Origin of the sequence: Nonomuraea sp. NPDC059007 (assembly GCF_042740555.1) — a bacterium.
GTDB lineage: Bacteria > Actinomycetota > Actinomycetes > Streptosporangiales > Streptosporangiaceae > Nonomuraea.
Map to the genome: position 1 here is coordinate 32,450 of NZ_JBHYJD010000067.1, position 18,926 is coordinate 51,375.

Here is an 18,926-nt window from a genome sequence, read left to right on the forward strand (position 1 = left end):
TTCCCTATATTTCATGACTTGTCGGGCTAGTCAAGCTCTCAGCATTCCTGTCGGACCAGCCTGGCGTCCGCCTCTTCCTGCGGCATCGGCTCGGAGTCCGTGAAAAGGTCCACCCTGCCGCCATGGGTCACGTAACCGCCGGTGACGTACCAGCCGTCGGGCACCGAAGCGCGCTCATCCGGCTCCTCCTCGCCGGTCGGGACCTGGTAGGCGCCGACGCTCCAGCCGCGCTGGGCGAGCAGTTCGCGTACCTCGGCCACGGTCTTGTTCAGGTACGGCACGCAGTTCATCGGCTCGTCGGGTTCGTCGAAGCTGCCGCTGCTCATGACAGGCTCACCGGGACGGGCCTCGCGGCTCAGGGTGACGTCGGCGGCGCCGCGGTAGCTCACCGGGATCTTGATGCCGATCGGGCAGCCGTCGACCTTGCGGCACTCGCCGGTGCCCTGGATCTGCTCGAACTCGGTCAGGTAGCGCGGCTCGGGGCCGTCCTTCGCGGTGGGGAAGATCCGGCCCACGCCTCCCGGGGAGGACGGGATGACCCGGAGCGAGATGTTCAGCCCGGCCGCCCGCAACTGCTCCTCGTACTTGCCCGGATCGGCGTACAGGTCCTTGACCTCGATCACGTAGTGGTCGCCTTCGCGCCGGATGTCGAGGGCGGCGGCGGGCTGGGCCGCCGGGCCCAGGAACCAGGCCGCGGCCAGCGCACCGGCCGCCACCGTGGCGATCCCGGGCAGCACGATCCGCTTCCTGCTCACCCGGGACTTCGCCGGGGCGGCGGACAGGGTCATGATCTCGTTCATCAGGTCGTGCGCGCCCTCGGTCAGGCCCGGTCCTGCCGGTGGGGCGAGCCGGGTGACGATCTGGTCGATGTCGGTGCTCACAGGCTCTCCTTCGCGAGTGCTACGGCGCGCGGGCCGTACCGGGTGAGGTCGAGGTCGGCCTGCGCGAGTGCGGCGGCCAGCCGCTTGCGGGCGCGATGCAGCCGCAGGCGTACGGCTCCGCGCGAGGCGCCGACGACCTTGGCGATCTCGGCGCTGGTCAGGCCCTCCCAGCCGACCAGGGACAGCAGTTCCCTGTCCGGCTCCGACAACTGGGCGAACGCCTCGGCGGCCACGTCGGGCGCCTGGTCGGGGCGGGACTCGGCCCAGACGGCCAGCTCGGCGCGCAGGCGCAGGCCGAGGGCTTCGCGCCGGGACTCGGCGCGGTGGTGGTTGGCGAGGATGCGGCGGGCGGTGCCGTACAGCCACCATCGGGCCTCGTCACCGGAGGGGATGTCGTCGATGCGGCGCCAGGCCGTCGTGAACGTCTCGGAGATCACGTCGGCGGCGTCGTCGGGAGATGCGGTACGCCGGGTCACATAGGCGGCCACGGCGGGGTAATGGGTGAGATAGAGGGCCTCGAAGCGTCGGCGAGGCTCGGGTGGTCCCACAGAGCGGGTCCTTCCGATAGGGGAGCTTACGTATCGGTAGATGTCCGCCTTTGTGGGCTTGTTTCAGGTGTGCGGGAAGAGATCGGTGGCGGTGGCGTCCAGGGTGATCAGCAGGGGACGCAGGAGCGGATGGTGCTCCGCGCCCCTCCTGACCGCGGCGAACACGCGGCGCTCCGGGCCCGGCGCCTCCCGCACCACCACGCCGGTGAGATCCAGGTCCCGCAGCGCCAGCCGGGGCACCAGCGCCACCCCGGAACCCGCCCCCACCAGCGCCACCACCGCGCGGAAGTCGTCGGAGGAGTGGGCGAAGTCCGGGGTGAACCCGGCCTGCTCGCAGGCCACGGCGATGACGTCGTGCACCGGGTTGCCCGGGTAAGGGCCGATCCAGCTCTCGGCCGCCAGCTCGGCCAGCGCGACGCCGCCCGACGTCGCCAGGGGGTGGCTCGTGGGCAGGACCAGGTCGAACGGCTCGGCGTACAGGGGGACGCGGGTCAGGCGCTGGTCGGCCGGTGCGCCCCGGTACTCGACGGCGATGGCCAGGTCCGCTTCGCCGTCCAGGAGCATGGTGAGGCTGTGGTCGCCTTCCGCGTCGCGTACGCGCACGTCCAGGCCGGGTGAGGTCGCGCGCAGCGTGCGTACGGCGGGGGCCAGGAGGGCGGCGATCGCGGTGGCGAACGAGGCCACGGTGACCTCTCCGGCCGCGCCGGTCGTGTAGGCGGCCACCTCGGCTTCCGCGCGTTCGAGCTGGGCCAGGACCTCGTTGGCGTGGGCCAGCATGATGCGGCCGACCGCGGTGAGCCGTACGCCGCGGCCGTCGCGGATGAACAGCCGGTGCCCGACCTCGTGCTCCAGCGCGCCGAGCTGCTGGGACACCGCCGACGGCGTGAGGTGGAGCGCCGCCGCCGCGGCGGTGACCGTACCGTGGTCGGCCACCGCGCGGAGCGTGCGCAGGCGCCGCGTCTCTATCACGCGGCCGAGCATAGGGTCTATCCGTTGCGTGCCGTGATGAACGCGTCGACGGCGCGGTCGACGTCCTCGGTGGAATGGGCCGCCGAGAGCTGGACGCGGATGCGCGCCTGCCCGTGCGGCACCACAGGGTAGGAGAAGCCGATCACGTAGATGCCCAGCTCCAGCAGCCGCTCGGCCATGGCTCCCGCCTCGGCCGCGTCGCCGATCATGACCGGCGCGATGGGGTGGTCGCCGGGCAGGATGTCGAACCCGGCCTCGGTCATCCGCTCACGGAAGCGCGCGGTGTTGGCGCGTAGCTGGTCGCGGGCGTCGTTGGAGGTCTCCAGCAGGTCGAGGATGCGCAGGGACGCGGCGGCGATGACCGGCGCCAGCGAGTTGGAGAACAGGTACGGCCGCGACCGCTGCCGCAGCAGCTCGCAGATCTCCTTGCGGGCCGCGACGTAGCCGCCGCTGGCGCCGCCGAGCGCCTTGCCCAGCGTGCCGGTGATGATGTCGACCCGGTCGGTGACGCCGTGCAGCTCCGGCGTACCGCGGCCGGTGGGGCCGACGAAGCCGACGGCGTGCGAGTCGTCGACCATGACCATCGCGTCATACCGGTCCGCCAGATCACAGATCTCCTGCAACGGCGCGAGATATCCGTCCATGGAGAACACGCCGTCGGTGACGATCAGCCGCCGCCGCGCGTCCGAGGCCTCCTTGAGCCGCGACTCCAGCTCGCCCATGTCCCGGTTGGCGTAGCGCAGGCGCCTGGCCTTCGACAGCCGGATGCCGTCGATGATGCTCGCGTGGTTCAGCGCGTCGGAGATCACCGCGTCCTGCGCGTCGAGCAGCGTCTCGAACACACCGCCGTTGGCGTCGAAACACGAGCTGTAGAGGACCGTGTCCTCCATGCCCAGGAAGTCCGACAGGCGGGATTCCAGCTCCTTGTGCACCTCCTGCGTCCCGCAGATGAACCGCACCGACGCCATCCCGAACCCCCACCGCTCCAGCGCCTCCCGCGCCGCCGCGACGACCTCGGGATTGTCGGCCAGGCCGAGGTAGTTGTTGGCACAGAAGTTCAGGACCTCGGCCTCGCCCACGCGTACGTGGGAGTTCTGCGGGGTGCTGATCACCCGCTCGGGCTTGTGCAGCCCGGTCTCGGTGATCTCGTCGAGCGTCTCACGGAGCTGGTCGCGGACGGTGGAAAACATCAAACCTCCAAGATCTGGTACGGCGGGCGGCGTTCACTCCCAGTCGAGAATGACCTTGCCGGTACGGCCACTGGCGGCGGTGTCGAAGGCGGCGTCGAAGTCGCGGTAGCCGAAGCGGTCGGTGATCACGGGGGAGAGGTCGAGGCCCTTCTCCAGCAGGACCGACATGTTGTACCAGGTCTCGAACATCTCGCGGCCGTAGATGCCCTTGATGGTGAGCATCGACGTCACCACCGTGGACCAGTCGATCGCGAACTCCTCCGCCGGAAGCCCCAGCATCGCGATCTTCCCGCCGTGGGTCATCGTGGCGATCATCTCCCGCATGGCCCGCGGGTTGCCGGACATCTCCAGCCCGACGTCGAACCCTTCCCGCATCCCCAACTGCTTCATCCCGTCGGCGATGGGCGTCCGCGCGACGTCGAGCGCGAGCGTCACCCCGAGCTTCCCCGCCAGATCAAGCCGTTCCGGGCTGACGTCGGTGATCACGACGTTGCGCGCGCCGACGTGCGTGGCGACCGCGGCGGCCATGAGCCCGATGGGCCCGGCGCCGGTGATCAGCACATCCTCGCCGACGAGCGGAAAGGACAGCGCCGTGTGTACGGCGTTGCCGAACGGATCGAAGATGGCCGCGATGTCGGGATCGACCGGCACCCGGTGCACCCAGACGTTGGAGGCCGGGATCGACACGTACTCGGCGAAGGCGCCGTCGCGGTTGACCCCCAGCCCGATCGTGTTGCGGCACAGGTGGCGGCGCCCGGCCATGCAGTTGCGGCACTTCCCGCACACGAGGTGTCCCTCGCCGCTGACCAGATCCCCGACCTTGATGTCCTCGACCCCGGCCGCGACCTCGACCACGGTCCCGCTGAACTCGTGCCCCACGATGAGCGGCAGATCAAGGGTGTGCCTGGCCCAGTCATCATATTTCCGGATATGCAGGTCGGTGCCGCAGATGCCGGTACGCAGCACCTTGATCAGCACCTCACCCGGCCCCACCGTCGGCTCCGGCACGTCCCTAAGCCACAGCCCCTCTTCGGGCCGCTCCTTGACCAGCGCCTTCATGGCAACCAACCCCCTCGTCTGAACCTTACGCACTGTGCCCGGCGGGCTTCGGGCATGTCCATCGAGGTTTCCTTAACTCCCCCAACAGAGAACCTTCACGCCCCTGCCAGACCCCCCATTCCCCCACCCCACCCCCTCAGCGATCCCTGGCGTGTCGCCCCTCACCCACCACCCCAAGGCCCTCAGCGGGGAGCCCCCGGAAGCCGCGGCCCCTGGGCAGACCGCCCCACAGGCTCGCCGCCGGCCCAAGGGGGCTCCGGGGGTGTCGCCACGTGTTCACCCGCCCGGCGACGCCGCTGCCGGGCAAGGCGGTGGCGGGTCTCCGGTGCCGGACGCTCCGCGGTCTTCCCTCACGGGTGGGCCACACCGTGGTCTTCCCGCGCCGGGGCAAGCGGTGCCGGTCGCCCGGTGGTCTTCCGGGTGCTGGCAGTGCCGGAGTCGGTGGGTCGAGGGTGCGGGGTGGCCAGGGGAGCGGAGGTGAGTGGGGTTGACAACAAACGGTTGGGGTGGTGGTGCCGGGTTGTGATTACGTAACAAGGTTGGCTAAGTAGACTGTTCGTTCAACCAGAAGGGTGGAGGTCAGGTGGTACAGCAGAGCGGCGACGCCTCCCTTCTGCGCAGGCTCAACTCGGCGGCGATCCTGCGGATCCTGCGGGCCGGCGACGACGTCACGCTCACCGAGCTGGCCAAGGCGGCGAAGGTGTCCAGGCCGACGGCCGAGGCGATCGTGGAGGAACTCCTGGCCGAAGGCTGGGCGGAGGAGTGCGAGGAAGAGCTGGGCGACCGGCAGCGAGGGCGACCGGCGCGGCGCTATCGGTTCCGGGCGGCGGCCAGGCATGTGGTGGGGATCGGGATCGGCGGCTCCACGATCCGGGCCATGACCGCAGACCTCAAGGGGAACGTGGTCGGTTCGCGCTCGGCCGGGGTGCCGCGCGAGGTGGACGCGGGCGAGCGCATGGCCGCCGTCGTCAAGCTGGTGGAGGAGAGCGCGGCCGATCTCGGGCTGACGGCCGGGGATCTGGCGGCGGTCGGGGTCGGGACCACGGGTGTGGTCGACGGTGAGGGGCGCGTGGTCAAGAGCGTCAGGCTGCGCGACTGGACCGGTCTCGAACTGCAGGCGGAGCTGCGCAAGGCCCTGTCCGCGCCGCTTCTGGTGGAGAACGACATGCGCCTGGCCGTCCTGGCCGAGCACTGGCGGGGTGTGGCGCAGGAGTGCCGGGACGTGGTCTACCTGTTCACCGGCAACAGGCTGGCGCTCGGGCTGCTCATCGACGGCGTGCCGTACCGGGGCGCCCATGCGGCGTCGGGCGAGCTGGGCGAGCAGCCGAACGGCAACTGGTCGGCGTTCGGGAGCGTGATCGCCTACGCGATGGCCGCCGAGCCGGGCGAGCTGAGGGCGCCGAGCGACATGGCGGAGTTCGCGTTCGAGCGCGCCAGGTCGGGGGAGCCCGCGGCGGTGGAGGCGGTGGAGCAGTTCGCGCTGAAGCTGGGCGAGGGGCTGGTCACGATCGTCAACCCGCTCGACCCCGAGATGGTGGTGATCGGCGGCGCGCTCGCGCGGGGCCGTGAGCTGCTGGTCGGCCCGATCCAGGCCTATCTCGACCGGGTCTGCCTCTACCCGCCCAAGGTGGTCGCCTCCGAGCTGGGCCGCGAGTCGATCGTGGTGGGCGCGGTACGGCTGGCGCTCAACCACGCCGACAGAACCCTCTTCTCCGTAGGGCTTTAACGCTGTCGAGTTGCTTATCTCCAGGGTCGTTCACGGCCCTGGTGTCGCTTACGCCGGAATTTCTGCCTGATTTTCTATAGATTCTTTCATAAATCCTCGCTAACCTTCAGGACTGGTCAAGGAGCCTGAAGGGACGGCACGTGGAAGATCTACGCATCGGGGTCATCGGCCTCGGGCTGCGGCTCAGCCTCGCGGTGGCCGCGCACCGGCCGGGCCGTGGTTCGGTGGTCGCCGCCCTCTGTGACTCCGACCCTGCCGCGCTGAAGAAGGCCGAGGAGCGGTTCGGCTCGCCGTACCTCACCGAGGACCACCGCGACCTGCTGGAACGCGACGACATCGACGCCGTCCTCGTCGTGACCCCGGACGACACCCACGAGCGGCTGGCCGTCGACTGCCTGGAGGCGGGCAAGGCCGTCTACCTCGAGAAGCCGATGCACATCACGGTCGAGGGCTGCGACAACATCCTGGAGACCGCGCGCAGGACCGGTACGCGCCTCTACATGGGCCACAACATGCGGCACATGGGCGTCGTGCGGCTGATGCGGGAGATCATCCAGAGGGGTGACATCGGCGCCCCCAAGACCGTCTGGGTGCGGCACTTCGTCTCCTACGGCGGCGACTACTTCTTCAAGGACTGGCACGCCGAGCGGTCCAGGACGACCGGCCTGCTGCTGCAGAAGGCCGCGCACGACCTGGACGTCATCCACTGGCTGGCCGGCGGCTACACGACCAGGGTCAACGCCTTCGGCGACCTCATGGTCTACGGCGACCTGCCCCGCCGCGCCCCGGACACGCCCAGGCCGGAGGGGTGGCTGAAGGAGTTCGACTGGCCGCCGGCCGCGCGCAAGGACCTCAACCCGGTCGTGGACGTCGAGGACCTCTCGGTCATGAACATGCGCCTGGACAACGGCGTCATCGCCGCCTACCAGCAGTGCCACTTCACGCCCGACTACAACCGCAGCTACACGGTCATCGGCACAGAAGGCCGTCTGGAGAACGACGGTGGTCACGTCAAGGTGTGGAACCACGGTCCCACCGGGTATCGCGCTGAAGGTGACATCACGTACAAGGTGCCCGAGACCAAGGGCTCACACGGTGGTTCCGACGAGCGGATCGTTAGCGAGTTCCGCGGGTTCGTGCGTGAGGGCGGGGTGACCGACACCTCGCCGGTGGCCGCGCGGATGAGCGTGGCAGCGGGGTACATGGCCACGATGTCGCTGCGTGACGGCGGCGTGCCGTACGACATCCCGGCCCTGGACCCCGAGCTGGTGGCCTACTTCGACCGCGGCCAGGTGGAGCGGTGAACGTCCGGCGCTGGCTGGCGGGCGAGGGCGTCTGCCGGCCCGCGGAGATCCGCACGGTGCTCGTCCCCGGCCTGAGCGACGACGAGGGCGGCCCGCGCTTCGCCGAGGAGGGTTACCGCCTCACGATCACGCGCGCCGCCGCCGTCGTGGAGGCGCCGTCGAAGACCGGTCTCCTGTACGGCTCCCGCACCGCCGAACAAGCACTGGCCCGGGACGGCGAGCTGCCGGTGGGCGTGGCCGTGGACTGGCCCGACTACGAGGTACGCGGCTTCATGCTCGACGTCGGCCGCCGCTTCTTCACCCCCGGCTACATCCGCGACCTGATCGGGCACATGGGCGAGCTCAGGCTCAACGAGCTGCAGCTCCACCTCAACGACAACGGCTTCAAGAGGGAAGGCGGCGGCTGGGACGGCGTCCAGGCCGCGTTCCGCCTGGCCAGCGCCCGCTTCCCCGGCCTGTCGGCGGCCGACGGCGTGTACACGCGGGCCGACTGGGACTCCTTCGAGGACGTCGCCGCGGCCAACGGCGTCCGGCTGATCCCGGAGATCGACGGCCCCGCGCACTCGCTGGCCTTCACCCGCTTCCGCCCCGGACTGGGCGAAGGCGACCACCTGGACCTGTCCAGGCCGGAGACGACCGCGTTCATGATGGAGCTGTTCGACGAGTTCGTCCCGTGGTTCCGCGGTCCGGCGGTGCACTTCGGCGCCGACGAGTACTTCGCCGACCCCGGGCTGTTCCGCGACTACTTCAACGCCATGGCCGCCCACGTCAGGTCACACGGCAAGCAGGCCCGCGCCTGGGGCAGCTTCACCCGGATGACCGGCGACGCCGAGGGCTACGACCGGGACGTGACGATCAACACCTGGGCCAACTCCTGGTACGACCCGGTCGAGGCGATCAGGGACGGCTACCCGTTCATCAACACCAACGACGAGACGCTCTACGTCGTCCCGAAGGCCGGCTACTACCACCCGGACGGGCTGGACGCGGAGTTCCTGGCCCGCGAGTGGCAGCCGCACGTCTTCCCGGGCGGCAAGTCCGTCGAACCCCGGCATCCGCTGCTGCGCGGCGCCATGTCGGCGGTGTGGAACGACATGACCGAACTCGACTACACCGAGCAGGACGTGGACCGGCTGATCCGGCCCACGTTCGCCATCCTCGCCAGCAAGATGTGGAACGGCTCGCCGTACCCGCGAGAAGGGATCTAAGTGGAAGACCTGCGCATCGGAGCCGTTGGTCTCGGTCTCCGGACGAGTCTGCACCTGGCCGCGCACCGGCCGGGCAAGGGGTCGGTGGTGAGCGCGCTGTGCGACATCGACCCGGCCGTCCTCAAGCGCCAGTCGAAGCGGTTCGAGGCCGACTTCCTCGCCGAGGACTACCGCGACCTGCTGGAACGCGACGACATCGACGCGATCATCCTGGCGACCCCGGACGACACCCACGAGCGGCTGGCCGTCGACTGCCTGGAGGCGGGCAAGGCCGTCTACCTTGAGAAGCCGATGCACATCACGGTCGAGGGCTGCGACAACATCCTGGAGACCGCCCGCAGGACCGGTACGCGGCTGTACGTCGGGCACAACATGCGCCACATGGGCGTGGTCCGGCTGATGCGGGAGATCATCCAGAAGGGCGTGATCGGCGAGCCGAAGGCCGTCTGGGTGCGGCACTTCGTCTCCTACGGCGGCGACTACTACTTCAAGGACTGGCACGCCGACCGCCGTCAGACCACCGGCCTGCTGCTGCAGAAGGCCGCGCACGACCTGGACGTCATCCACTGGCTGGCCGGCGGCTACACCAGCCGCGTCAACGCCTTCGGCGACCTCATGGTCTACGGCGACCTGCCCCGCCGCGCCCCGGACACGCCCAGGCCGGAGGGGTGGCTGAAGGAGTTCGACTGGCCGCCTACAACGCGCCGCGATCTCAACCACGTCGTCGACGTGGAGGATGTGTCCGTGATGAACATGCGCCTGGACAACGGCGTCATCGCCGCCTACCAGCAGTGCCACTTCTCGCCGGACTACTTCCGCAACTACACGGTGATCGGCACCGAGGGCCGCCTGGAGAACTTCGGCGACGGCCCCGGCGACGAGGTCAAGGTGTGGAACACCGGCCCGAGCGAGTACCGGGCCGACGCCGACATCACCTACAAGATCCCCGAGGCCAAGGGCTCGCACGGCGGCGCCGACCCGGGCATCATCGGTGAGTTCTGCAGATTCGTCCGTGAGGGCGGCGTGACCGACACCTCGCCGGTGGCCGCCCGGATGAGCGTCGCCGCGGGGTACATGGCCACGAGGTCGCTGCGCGACGGCGGCATGCCGTACGACATCCCGGCGCTCGACCCCGAGCTGGTGGCCTACTTCGACCGCGGGCAGTCATGACCTACCACCTCCGCTACCAGGTGCTGCCAGGCCGGGATCCGGCCAGGCTGGCGGCGTACTGCGCCGAGCACGGGATCGAGGAGGTCGTGCTCATCTACGGTTCCGAGGAACTGCACGCCGGGCACCCGGTCGGCGTCGGCGAGGACCTGTGGTTCGAGCACGTGGCCGAGGTGAAGGACGTGCTGGACGCGCACGGGATCGGCGCGAGCCTGAACCCGTGGGTCACCGTCGGCCACGCCGACCGCGGCCGCACGCAGGACCTCGGCTTCGCGCCCATGGTCTCCCCGCTGGGCGAGGCGGCGACGGCGACCGCCTCGTTCGCCTGCCCGGTCTGGCGCGACTGGCTGGCCGGGCACTACGGGCGTTTCTCCCGGCTGGGCTTCCGCGTGCTCTGGCTGGAGGACGACTTCCGCTTCCACAACCACGCCCCGCTGACCTGGGGCGGCGGCTTCGAGCCCGAGATGCTGGAGCGGTTCGCGCTGCTCGCGGGCGACAAGCCGGCCCGCGAGGAGCTGGTCGCCGCGATCACCGCCACCGGCCCGCCGCACCCCTGGCGGGCGCTGCTGCAGCGCACCTGGTGCGAGGCGCAGCTCGAAGTCCTCGATCTGGTACGGCAGGCCGTGGCCGGCCGGGCCAAGCTCGGGCTGATGAGCTCCGGGCTGGGCGTGGCCTCGGTCGAGGGCCGGGACTGGGCGGCGTTCTTCGACCGGGTCGAGGTGCACCGGCCGCACTTCGCGCCCTACGGGGACGCGCCGGGGCGGCGGCTGTCGTACTCGATCGCGATGCTGGAGCTGCAGCGGGGGCTGCGCCCGGCCGGGGTGGAGGTGGCTCCGGAGATCGAGAACTGGCCGCACACCGAGTGGACCAAGTCCGACACCCAGACGTGGTCGGAGATGGTGACGGCCCGGCTGTCCGGTGCGGGCGGGTTGCTGCTGGACGTGCATCCGTTCGTGACCGGTGACCCGCAGCGTTATCCGCGGGTGGGCCGGATGTTGTCGCGGTCGCGCCCGGCCGTGGACCGGGCGTTCAGTCCGGATATTTCGGTGCATGGGGTGGGGGTGCCGTGGTGGCCCGACACCGCCGCCCACGTGTGGGGCGACGGCGGGCTCGACGGCCTGCGGGCCGACCCGCTGCGGGCGGCCGAGTACCTGCTGCCCTACGGGGTGCCCGTCCAGGCCGGGGTGGGCGCGGTCAACGCCGTGTTCGGCAAGGTCGCCTGGGGTGTGCCCGACGGCGAGGTGGAGAGGTTGCTGTCCGGCGGGCTGCTGCTCGACGGGCACGCGGCGCTCGTGCTGGCCGAGCGCGGGTTCGGGGAACTGCTCGGGGCGCGCGTGGAGGAGGTGGCCGAGCGGGACGCGCCGGCGCGGCAGCCGTTCAGCATGGAGCGGGTTCTGGACAGTGGGCAGTTGCTCAGCGTGAACGTACAGCCGGCCGTCGCGCGGCTCGCGGCCCTGCCCGGAGCCGAGACCTGGACCGAGATCCTCACCCCGCGCGGCGAACACTGGGGTGACGGCCGCGTCGCCTTCACCAACCGCCTGGGCGGCCGCGTCGTCACCCTGGCCGCCTGTACCCCCGAGTCGCTCGGCCGCTGCGACGACGGCCGGTCACTCGCCCACCGCGCCCTCCACTACCTGGACGCGAAGCTTCCCCTGGTCACCGGCGGCCCGCACCTGCTGCCACACCTGGCCAGAACCGGCACGGGCTGGCGCCTGGCGATCGCCAACGGCTCGGCCGACCCCGCCCGCCCCGTCGCCGACCTCGACCGGGATGTCACCGCGACGCTCCTGGCCCCGCTCGCCGAACCCGCGCCCGTCCCCGTGCGTCGCGCCGAGGGCCGCGTCCACGTCGAGGCCGACGTCCCGCACCGGGGATATGTGCTGCTGGAGTGGCGTTGAGGGTCCTGTCGTGGAACATCTGGGACGGCGGCCGCGCCGACCTGCCCCTCATCGTGGAGCAGGTCGCCGCCGTCGCCCCTGACGTCTTCTGCTCCATCGAGACGTACGGCGCCGCCGAGACGATCCTCCACGGTCTGCCCGGCTACACCGGAACCCGGATCACCGCCAGGGACCGCGACAACCTCTGGATCTTCAGCCGGTTGCCGGTGACGCACGTGTTCCCGCCATCGTTCGACGACTTCCGCTTCGGCGGCATCCGCGTTGCCCTGCCTGGTTTGTCCGGCGGGGTTGAGGTCAATGTCTTCATCACGTGGCTCAACTTCTCCGAGCCCTGGCTGGGTGACGTGATCGCCTCCGGCGCTTCTCCCGAGGCGATCCGGCAGGCGGAGCAGGTGCAGTTGTCCGAGCTCAGCCGGATCGCCGGCGAGGAACTGCCCCGCCTGCTGGACGGCGACCCGTCCCCGGTGGTGCTGGCCGGTGACCTCAACGTCCTGCCCGCCGCCGACTGGCCCCACCTGCGCACCACCCAGATCCTGGTCGACGCCGGATACACCGACACCTTCCGCGCCGTCTCCCAGGACCCCGGCCACACCTGGAGCACCCAGCCCGACCGCGCCCACGTGCGCATCCCCGAGCGCATCGACTACATCTTCGCCAAGGGCCTCAAGGTCGCCGACTCCAGGATCATCACCGAACGCCTGCCCCACCACCCACCGGGCCCGTTCTACTCCGACCATGCCGCCCTGGTCACCGACTTCCATCCCTGAACCCTGGAACCCCCGGGCACCCGCGGACAGTACAGGGTGTGGATGTGACGACGCGTGCCCGGATCCGGGACGGAGACCAGCAGGCCTTCGGCGACCTGTTCGACGAGTTCGCCAAGGCCGTCTACAACCACGCCTACCGGCTGACCGGTGACTGGTCGGCCGCCGAGGACGTGGTGTCGCTGACGTTCCTGGAAGCCTGGCGGCTGCGGGGCCGGATCGAACCGGAAGGCGGTTCTCTGCGTCCCTGGCTCCTGGGCGTGGCCACCAACGTGGCCCGCAACCTGCGGCGTTCCGCTCGAAGACACCGGGACGCGCTGGCCAGAATGCCCAGGCCCGAGGCCGTCCCCGACTTCGCCGACGAGCTGATCGACCGGGTTGCCGACGCCCAGCACCTGGTCGACGTGCGCGAAGCCTTCGTACGGCTGCGCGAACACGAGCAGGACGTCCTCGCCCTGTGTGTGGGCGCGGACCTCGACTACGCGGAGGCGGCCGAGGCGCTCGGCGTCCCCGTGGGCACGGTCCGCTCCCGCCTGTCCCGGGCCCGCAAGAAATTGGAACTCGCCGCCACCCGCCGACAGGTAAGAGGTGACCGCGGCACCGCGGTCCGGTCCGTCAAGGAGAGCACCCCATGAACGTCTTCCCGGAGGAGCGCGACCTTCCCGGCGGCCGTCACCGTGACCTGAAGGAGTTCGTGATGGCAGAGATCCAGACCCGGCCGCGCCGCAACCTGTTGCGCCCGATGATCCTGGCCCCGGTGCTGGGCGTGGCCGCCGCGGCCGCCGTGGCCCTCCCGCTGGTCCTGGGCGGCGGCGCCCCCGCCCACGCCGTGGAGAAGAACCCCGACGGCACCCTCACCGTCACCATCAACGAGGCCAAGGACCCCAAGGGCCTGGAGGCCAACCTCCAGGGCATGGGCTACGACGTGGTGGTCGACTTCGTGCCGCAGGGCAAGCAGTGCAGCCCGAAGAAGCGCAGCGACAGCTGGGTGCCGCGGGAGCAGTCCAAGCTCACCGTCTTCCCGCCCACCGTGGACATGAGCGACGACCCCGGCTACCAGCTCGACCTCGCCAAGATCGGTCCCGGCCAGACCGGCGTGCTGATGTTCGCGGTGGGCAAGGAGGACCGCTACGTGGTGGCCGGCATCTGGGCGGGCATCTCCAACGGCCCCGTGGCCCCCTGCGAACTGGTCGACAGCGACGGCGCCCCCCTCGAAGTCGACTGATCTCGGCCACTCCCCAGGCCCGCCGGCCCAGCACCCTCACCCGCTTCCGAGACCTCACGCGGCCCTCGGAGCATTGGGGAGCCCGTCACCCGGTCAGCGTGATCCTGCTCACTTGAACGGCGTTCAGGATTGAACGGTGTTCAGGTTCCGTGCCACACTCCCCGCATGCAACTGAAGCGTGCGGACGTCGTGACCGGGGCGCTGGCCCTGCTCGACACCGACGGCCTGGACGGCCTGACCATGCGCAAACTGGGCGCGCGGCTGGGAGTCCAGGCCGGCGGCATCTACTGGCACTTCAAGAACAAAGAGGCCCTGCTCGGCGCCATGGCCGACCGGATCATCGGCACCGTGACCGAGACCCCGCTCGCCCCCGGCCCCTGGGACGCCCAGCTCGCGGAGATCGCCCACCGCCTGCGCCGCGCCATGCTCGCCCACCGCGACGGCGCCCGCGTGGTCGCGGGTACGTACGTGACCGAGCCGAACACCGTGCGCGGCGGCAACCAGGCCATGCGCATCCTCACCGACGCCGGCTTCCCGCTCGACCGGGCCGGGTGGGTGATCTTCACCGCCATGTACTACGTGCTCGGCCACACCATCGAGGAGCAGGCCCAGCGCGAGGCCGGCGACTGGGAGCGACGCGGAAGCGAACTGGCCGACACCGAACTGCGCCGCGCCGTCGAAGGCATGATCACCGCCGACCCCGAGGAACGTTTCGCGTACGGCCTGGAGCTCTTCCTCGACGGTGTACGCCTCCGCCTGGCCGAGGCCCGGAGATGATCCCCAAGCTCAAGCGAGCCCGAGGACGGCGCACCATGCCCCTCGAAGTCCGTGCCAACGTCCGGCTGAGCCCGTCATTCAACCGCCTGACCTTCGCCGGCCCGGCCCTCGCCGGCTTCACCAGCCCCGGCCGCGACCACGGCGTACGCCTCTTCTTCCCGCGCGAAGGCCAGGACGACCTGTGGCTGCCCACCTTCCGCAACGACGCCTGGATGCCGGAAACACTGCTGCAGCCCACCTCCCGCCGCCCGTGGGTACGCACCTACACCGTCCGCGACCACCGCCCGGACCACCAGGAACTGGACATAGAGTTCGCCCTCCACGGCGACGACGGCCCCGCCTCCGCCTGGGCCGCCCGCGCCCGCCCCGGCGACCCGGCCGGCATCCTCGACGAGGGCTACACCTATCTCCCACCCGACGGCGCCGACCGCCAACTGCTGGTGGGCGACGAGAGCGCCCTGCCCGCGATCCTCTCCATCCTGAGTACGGCTCCCGCCGACCTCACCGGTCACGTGTTCCTGGAGGTCCCGCAGTCCGCCGACATCCGCGGCACGATCGTGTGCCCGGCGGGCGTACACGTGACCTGGCTGTCCCGCGACGGCGCCCCCACAGTCCCCGGCACCCTGGTTCTGGAGGCCATCAAGGATTCCCCCGACCTGGGCAAGCCTTGTTACTCCTGGATAGCCGGCGAGTCGAAACTGGCCACCGGCGTACGCCGCCACCTGGTCAACGATCGCCACGTCGAGAAAAGGGACATCGCCTTCATCGGCTACTGGCGCCACGGCCGCCCAAGCCCCGGCTGACCCACCCTCCGCCCCTGGACGAACCCGAAGCTTCGATGAGCTCGATCTCGATGGCGAGGACACCGAGGGCTTCCTTCTCGGGGCCGTAGATGCGGCGGATGTCGGCCAGCTGCTGCTCGCGAGGGCTGGTCGGGTTCACCTGCTCAGGCCCCTCGGCGTCAAGCATCTCCTCGAAGCTGGTGTAGCGGGCGACGCGTATGACGCGGGTGAGGGCGTCGTCGCGGCCGCACACGAACCGGATATGGTCGCCGGCCTTGAGGGTGCGCAGGTTGGGGTACTGCACCCGCACTTCGACGGTCTTGGAGCCGTCGGCGACCAGGTCGAAGTAACGGCGGTAGAGGTTCATCTCGCGGGCGCGCACGCCCGTCTTCGCCGCAGGGCGTGCGGTCATGATCCTGTCCAGTTCGGCGGTGGTGTAGGAGCGATAGAAGTGCTTGGGCGGAGCAGCAGCTCCATCCTCACATGACCGCACGGCATAGGTGAAGCTGACCGTGCGGAGGGGTTGACGCGTTGGTCCGCCGCGTTCAGGCTCACATGTGCGCAAGTTCGTACACACTCCGAACGCGGGGAGTCTCCCATGGCGCTTAGGTTCTACGGCAAAGCAGGCAGCGACAACAGCAGTTGTCCGTCGGTGCACGTGGACGACGAGGACGGAAGCCTCGTTATCGTGGGGCGGCCGGAGGACGGTCCAGAGGTACTCGCGAAGATCCGTGAAGTGAGTCATATCGAGGACTTCGAACGGGCATTTCGCGTACCGGCCGAGCTGAAGAAGGCGCTTTGGGAGGCATGTGGTGGCCATGATCCACACTTTGGCTGAGCTCTTCGCGAAGACGACGCATTCGGTCACTCACCTGGAACTGCGCGACACCTACGGCACCGGAAGCCTCGGATACCAGGCCTGGTTGGAGGGCGCCTCGGTGGAGGAGATCTCCAAGCTGGACTCCTACTTCCGCCCATGGACGCGCCTGATCCAGGAGCACGTCGAGCGGGGGTTGACCTTCCGCCGCGCCCGGGTGATCTCCGAACCGGTGAGTGATTACATCCGGTACGAGCACGCGGTCACCCCCTTCTCCAACCTGGACGGAGGCGAGCGGGTTCGCTGGCTGCCACGCCCCAAGGCGCGAGACATCGCCGTACCGGCCTGCGACTTCTGGCAGTTCGACGACAACTTGGTCTGCTGGGTCTACCAGAGCGGCGACGGCGATCCCACCGGCCACGAGCTGGACACCGATCCGTCAGCGGTGAAGCTGTGCGCTGCCGCGTTTGAGGCGGTCTGGAAACGGTCAACGGACCACGCGGAGTACAAGCCCGCCTAGCCGCTCGTGGGAACTTCGCCCTCTTCCAGCGCCCAGCAGGCACGCCAGGCTATGGCCGACCGTCTTAGGGAGATCCTGCGCGACTCCGGCCTGACAGCTCGGGCACTGGCCCGGCAAGCCGGCTGGGACGAGACCAAATGCTCACGCATCGTCCACGCCCGTACCCCGCCATCTGACGAGGACATACGCACCTGGTGCACGATCTGCGGGGTGCCGGAGGAGATTCCCAACCTCATCGCGGCCAGCCGTAACGCCGAATCCGCCTACATGGAATGGCGTCGAGTCCAGCGCAGCCAGACTCGGATGCAGAAGCTGCGGCTTGACGTCTATGAAGGTACGAACCTGTACCGCATCTACTCCAACCACGTCCTGCCGTGGCCGGTCCAGACGGCGGCGTACATGCGGGCCCTCATGGAGGGCTTCAACTCCTTTCACGAGGGCGCCGCCACCGACATCGACGAGGCGGTCAAGGCCCGCCTGGCCAGGCAGAAGTTGTTGAAGGGCAGCTCCAGGCGTTGCGCGATGGTGATCGAGGAGACGGTCCTTCGCGACCGCTTCGCCGACAACGATGTGATCAGGCAGCAGCTTCAACATCTTCTGGCATGCACGCGGCGCGCACCCTTGTCGCTCGGGATCGTCCCGTTGGGAGCCGTCCGCAGCGCTTACCGGCCGACTGAGACCTTCTCCATCTACGGCGACCAAATGGTCGTGGTCGAGCTCGTCGGCGCCGCCGTCAACATCACACAGCCACGCGAGATCCACCTCTACGAGAAGGCCTTCAACGAGTTGGCCGGCGCTGCTGTCCATGGAGCGGCCGCGCGGGTCTTGATCGCCAACGCCTTGGAGGTTCTGCGCTGAAACACGTGCAAGTTCGTACAGGTTCGTTGAGCCTGGATCGTGGCCACTCCTAGCGTCGAGACATGGCCCACACGCAGGCACCGGCGACGAGCGCGGAGGTTGTCCCGGATCATGTCGTCGAGCGCTACGAGATCGCCTTGGCCAAGGTTCAGGGACTTCTTGCTGCTCTTGGTCTGAGTACGCGGTGGGTTTCCCGGATCAGCCTCAGTCTTGCCTGGAAGGACGGGCGGGCCGGGGACGGCGTGCCTCGGCGGATGGCGCCGGAGTTGATGGTGTACGTCGAGGACGGCCGCAAGGTCGCCGAAGTGACAGTGGAGACGCGGTCGGGGGCGTTCCTGGTGTCATTCCCGGGTGATGCCATCCCTCATCGGCTGATCCTTCCGGACCAGGACGGCTAGCCAACCCCCGGAACGGGTTGTTCGACGTGCCACCGGCCGCTGATGGAGCCCACCTGGGCCAACGGGGTTGAGGGTGGGCTCCAACTGCCCCAGCACCTACATGGGTAACGGGTGGGCTCCAACTGCCCAACCACCCGCATGGGCAACGGATGGGAGCCCACCTGTTCAAGCACCCAACTGGGCAACTGCGGGGTGGGCTCCGCCTGGCCAACCACCTAACCGGGCAACGGGCGGGCCCAGGAAGGACGGCCCGAGCGTGTCGGGTGGGCTCCAACTGGCTGACCATCCAGCTGGGCAAGGGGTGGGATCTCAAGTAAGACAGCCCGAGCGGAGCGAGGCCCGACAGGGGTCGGGCCCCGGCCCGACTGGAAGCACGCGCGGAGCGTAGCGGAGCTCCTTGCTTTCAGGGGTTGCGCGGCTGGGGGTCTTTTTCGAGGTTGGGGAAGGGGGATGGTTCCGGTACGGCCGCGCCCAACTGCCGGGGCAGCCCAGGCTTCTCCGCCTCCTGTGCCGAGGCGACGGCTTCGGCTGCCGCCTCTGATGCCTTGGCCACCTCCTCATCAGCCGCCGACGCGTCCGTGATCTCGTCTCGGGTGGCGGCCGAGCGGGGCAGGGCTTCGGTGAACGCCTTGGACACGCCCTGCAGCGCGGAGGTCACCTCGCTGGGGATGACCCAGAAGGTGTTGCCCTCGCCCTGGGCGAGCTGCGGCAGCACCTGGAGGTACTGGTAGGCGAGCAGTTTGGGGTCGGGGTCGTTGCGGTGGACGGCCTGGAAGACCTGGTCGATGGCGCGGGACTGGCCTTCGGCTTCGAGGATGGCGGCGGTGCGCTGGCC

General features: G+C 69.7%; 20 protein-coding genes and 1 pseudogene. 14 read left to right on the forward strand and 7 right to left on the reverse strand.

The genetic code is table 11. The features are described from left to right. Positions 1 to 38: 38 nt before the first annotated feature. The 5 genes from ACFWY5_RS52395 to tdh form a co-directional block, all read right to left on the reverse strand. Positions 39 to 881: a hypothetical protein gene (locus ACFWY5_RS52395; protein ID WP_379639530.1), complete on the reverse strand. Its 843-nt coding sequence runs from the start codon at positions 879 to 881 to the stop codon at positions 39 to 41. Continuing rightward, entirely contained in the window at positions 878 to 1,429 is a 552-nt protein-coding gene (locus ACFWY5_RS52400; RefSeq protein WP_379618322.1) for an RNA polymerase sigma factor, read from the reverse strand. Before ACFWY5_RS52400 ends, ACFWY5_RS52395 begins: the two co-directional genes overlap by 4 nt. 63 nt (positions 1,430 to 1,492) lie before the next feature. Further along, positions 1,493 to 2,398, reverse strand: coding sequence for a LysR family transcriptional regulator (locus ACFWY5_RS52405; RefSeq protein WP_379639531.1), 906 nt, complete (start codon positions 2,396 to 2,398; stop codon positions 1,493 to 1,495). 17 nt (positions 2,399 to 2,415) lie between these two features. After that, positions 2,416 to 3,588, reverse strand: a complete 1,173-nt coding sequence (locus ACFWY5_RS52410; protein ID WP_379639532.1) for a glycine C-acetyltransferase — start codon at positions 3,586 to 3,588, stop codon at positions 2,416 to 2,418. A 33-nt stretch (positions 3,589 to 3,621) separates the two neighbouring features. Continuing rightward, on the reverse strand, positions 3,622 to 4,647 hold the full coding sequence (gene tdh / locus ACFWY5_RS52415) for an L-threonine 3-dehydrogenase (RefSeq protein ID WP_379639533.1): 1,026 nt from the start codon (positions 4,645 to 4,647) through the stop codon (positions 3,622 to 3,624). A gap of 583 nt (positions 4,648 to 5,230) precedes the next feature. Here tdh and ACFWY5_RS52420 point away from each other — a divergent pair. The 10 genes from ACFWY5_RS52420 (at position 5,231) to ACFWY5_RS52465 (ending at position 15,519) form a co-directional block, all read left to right on the forward strand. Then, complete coding sequence (locus ACFWY5_RS52420) at positions 5,231 to 6,373, forward strand: ROK family transcriptional regulator (RefSeq protein WP_379618330.1); 1,143 nt, start codon at positions 5,231 to 5,233, stop codon at positions 6,371 to 6,373. A gap of 140 nt (positions 6,374 to 6,513) precedes the next feature. Continuing rightward, positions 6,514 to 7,677, forward strand: a complete 1,164-nt coding sequence (locus ACFWY5_RS52425; RefSeq protein ID WP_379639534.1) for a Gfo/Idh/MocA family protein — start codon at positions 6,514 to 6,516, stop codon at positions 7,675 to 7,677. After that, entirely contained in the window at positions 7,674 to 8,885 is a 1,212-nt protein-coding gene (locus tag ACFWY5_RS52430) for a glycoside hydrolase family 20 protein (RefSeq protein ID WP_379639535.1), read from the forward strand. The genes ACFWY5_RS52425 and ACFWY5_RS52430 overlap by 4 nt, the downstream gene beginning before the upstream one ends. After that, positions 8,886 to 10,055: a Gfo/Idh/MocA family protein gene (locus ACFWY5_RS52435; RefSeq protein ID WP_379639536.1), complete on the forward strand. Its 1,170-nt coding sequence runs from the start codon at positions 8,886 to 8,888 to the stop codon at positions 10,053 to 10,055. Beyond that, positions 10,052 to 11,950: a hypothetical protein gene (locus tag ACFWY5_RS52440; protein ID WP_379639537.1), complete on the forward strand. Its 1,899-nt coding sequence runs from the start codon at positions 10,052 to 10,054 to the stop codon at positions 11,948 to 11,950. The genes ACFWY5_RS52435 and ACFWY5_RS52440 overlap by 4 nt, the downstream gene beginning before the upstream one ends. Continuing rightward, positions 11,941 to 12,717 (forward strand): endonuclease/exonuclease/phosphatase family protein, encoded by a 777-nt coding sequence (locus ACFWY5_RS52445; protein WP_379639538.1) that lies wholly within the window; start codon positions 11,941 to 11,943, stop codon positions 12,715 to 12,717. Before ACFWY5_RS52440 ends, ACFWY5_RS52445 begins: the two co-directional genes overlap by 10 nt. Before the next feature lie 44 nt (positions 12,718 to 12,761). Next, entirely contained in the window at positions 12,762 to 13,349 is a 588-nt protein-coding gene (locus ACFWY5_RS52450) for an RNA polymerase sigma factor (RefSeq protein WP_379639539.1), read from the forward strand. Beyond that, a complete protein-coding gene (locus ACFWY5_RS52455; protein ID WP_379639540.1) occupies positions 13,346 to 13,939 on the forward strand; it encodes a hypothetical protein in 594 nt (197 codons plus the stop codon). The genes ACFWY5_RS52450 and ACFWY5_RS52455 overlap by 4 nt, the downstream gene beginning before the upstream one ends. A 165-nt stretch (positions 13,940 to 14,104) precedes the next feature. Further along, positions 14,105 to 14,716, forward strand: a complete 612-nt coding sequence (locus tag ACFWY5_RS52460; protein ID WP_379618346.1) for a TetR/AcrR family transcriptional regulator C-terminal domain-containing protein — start codon at positions 14,105 to 14,107, stop codon at positions 14,714 to 14,716. Between the two features lie 35 nt (positions 14,717 to 14,751). After that, complete coding sequence (locus ACFWY5_RS52465) at positions 14,752 to 15,519, forward strand: siderophore-interacting protein (RefSeq protein ID WP_379639541.1); 768 nt, start codon at positions 14,752 to 14,754, stop codon at positions 15,517 to 15,519. Here the strand turns inward: ACFWY5_RS52465 and ACFWY5_RS52470 are convergent. Further along, positions 15,479 to 15,910: an ASCH domain-containing protein gene (locus ACFWY5_RS52470; protein ID WP_379639542.1), complete on the reverse strand. Its 432-nt coding sequence runs from the start codon at positions 15,908 to 15,910 to the stop codon at positions 15,479 to 15,481. The genes ACFWY5_RS52465 and ACFWY5_RS52470 overlap by 41 nt on opposite strands. Positions 15,911 to 16,096: 186 nt before the next feature. Between ACFWY5_RS52470 and ACFWY5_RS52475 the strand changes: the two genes are divergently transcribed. From ACFWY5_RS52475 to ACFWY5_RS52490, 4 genes are all read left to right on the forward strand, one after another. Next, on the forward strand, positions 16,097 to 16,336 hold the full coding sequence (locus ACFWY5_RS52475; RefSeq protein ID WP_379639543.1) for a hypothetical protein: 240 nt from the start codon (positions 16,097 to 16,099) through the stop codon (positions 16,334 to 16,336). Beyond that, positions 16,329 to 16,835 carry a DUF6879 family protein gene (locus ACFWY5_RS52480; protein ID WP_379639544.1) on the forward strand — a complete coding sequence of 169 codons (507 nt, stop codon included), beginning with the start codon at positions 16,329 to 16,331 and terminating at the stop codon, positions 16,833 to 16,835. Before ACFWY5_RS52475 ends, ACFWY5_RS52480 begins: the two co-directional genes overlap by 8 nt. A gap of 51 nt (positions 16,836 to 16,886) precedes the next feature. Continuing rightward, complete coding sequence (locus ACFWY5_RS52485; RefSeq protein WP_379639545.1) at positions 16,887 to 17,693, forward strand: helix-turn-helix domain-containing protein; 807 nt, start codon at positions 16,887 to 16,889, stop codon at positions 17,691 to 17,693. Between the two features lie 62 nt (positions 17,694 to 17,755). Next, complete coding sequence (locus ACFWY5_RS52490) at positions 17,756 to 18,091, forward strand: hypothetical protein (RefSeq protein ID WP_379639546.1); 336 nt, start codon at positions 17,756 to 17,758, stop codon at positions 18,089 to 18,091. A 403-nt stretch (positions 18,092 to 18,494) separates the two neighbouring features. Here ACFWY5_RS52490 and ACFWY5_RS52495 read toward each other — a convergent pair. Further along, positions 18,495 to 18,926: pseudogene (locus ACFWY5_RS52495) on the reverse strand (SPFH/Band 7/PHB domain protein); the annotation flags it as partial.

Bases quoted from the DNA above. Each gene is read 5' to 3' on its own strand.
- tdh (WP_379639533.1), bottom strand. From the start codon at position 4,647: ATGAAGGCGCTGGTCAAGGAGCGGCCCGAAGAGGGGCTGTGGCTTAGG.
- ACFWY5_RS52485 (WP_379639545.1), top strand. From the start codon at position 16,887: ATGGCCGACCGTCTTAGGGAGATCCTGCGCGACTCCGGCCTGACAGCT.
- ACFWY5_RS52465 (WP_379639541.1), top strand. From the start codon at position 14,752: ATGCCCCTCGAAGTCCGTGCCAACGTCCGGCTGAGCCCGTCATTCAAC.
- ACFWY5_RS52490 (WP_379639546.1), top strand. From the start codon at position 17,756: ATGGCCCACACGCAGGCACCGGCGACGAGCGCGGAGGTTGTCCCGGAT.
- ACFWY5_RS52440 (WP_379639537.1), top strand. From the start codon at position 10,052: ATGACCTACCACCTCCGCTACCAGGTGCTGCCAGGCCGGGATCCGGCC.
- ACFWY5_RS52410 (WP_379639532.1), bottom strand. From the start codon at position 3,588: ATGTTTTCCACCGTCCGCGACCAGCTCCGTGAGACGCTCGACGAGATC.
- ACFWY5_RS52475 (WP_379639543.1), top strand. From the start codon at position 16,097: ATGGCGCTTAGGTTCTACGGCAAAGCAGGCAGCGACAACAGCAGTTGT.
- ACFWY5_RS52455 (WP_379639540.1), top strand. From the start codon at position 13,346: ATGAACGTCTTCCCGGAGGAGCGCGACCTTCCCGGCGGCCGTCACCGT.
- ACFWY5_RS52460 (WP_379618346.1), top strand. From the start codon at position 14,105: ATGCAACTGAAGCGTGCGGACGTCGTGACCGGGGCGCTGGCCCTGCTC.
- ACFWY5_RS52470 (WP_379639542.1), bottom strand. From the start codon at position 15,910: ATGACCGCACGCCCTGCGGCGAAGACGGGCGTGCGCGCCCGCGAGATG.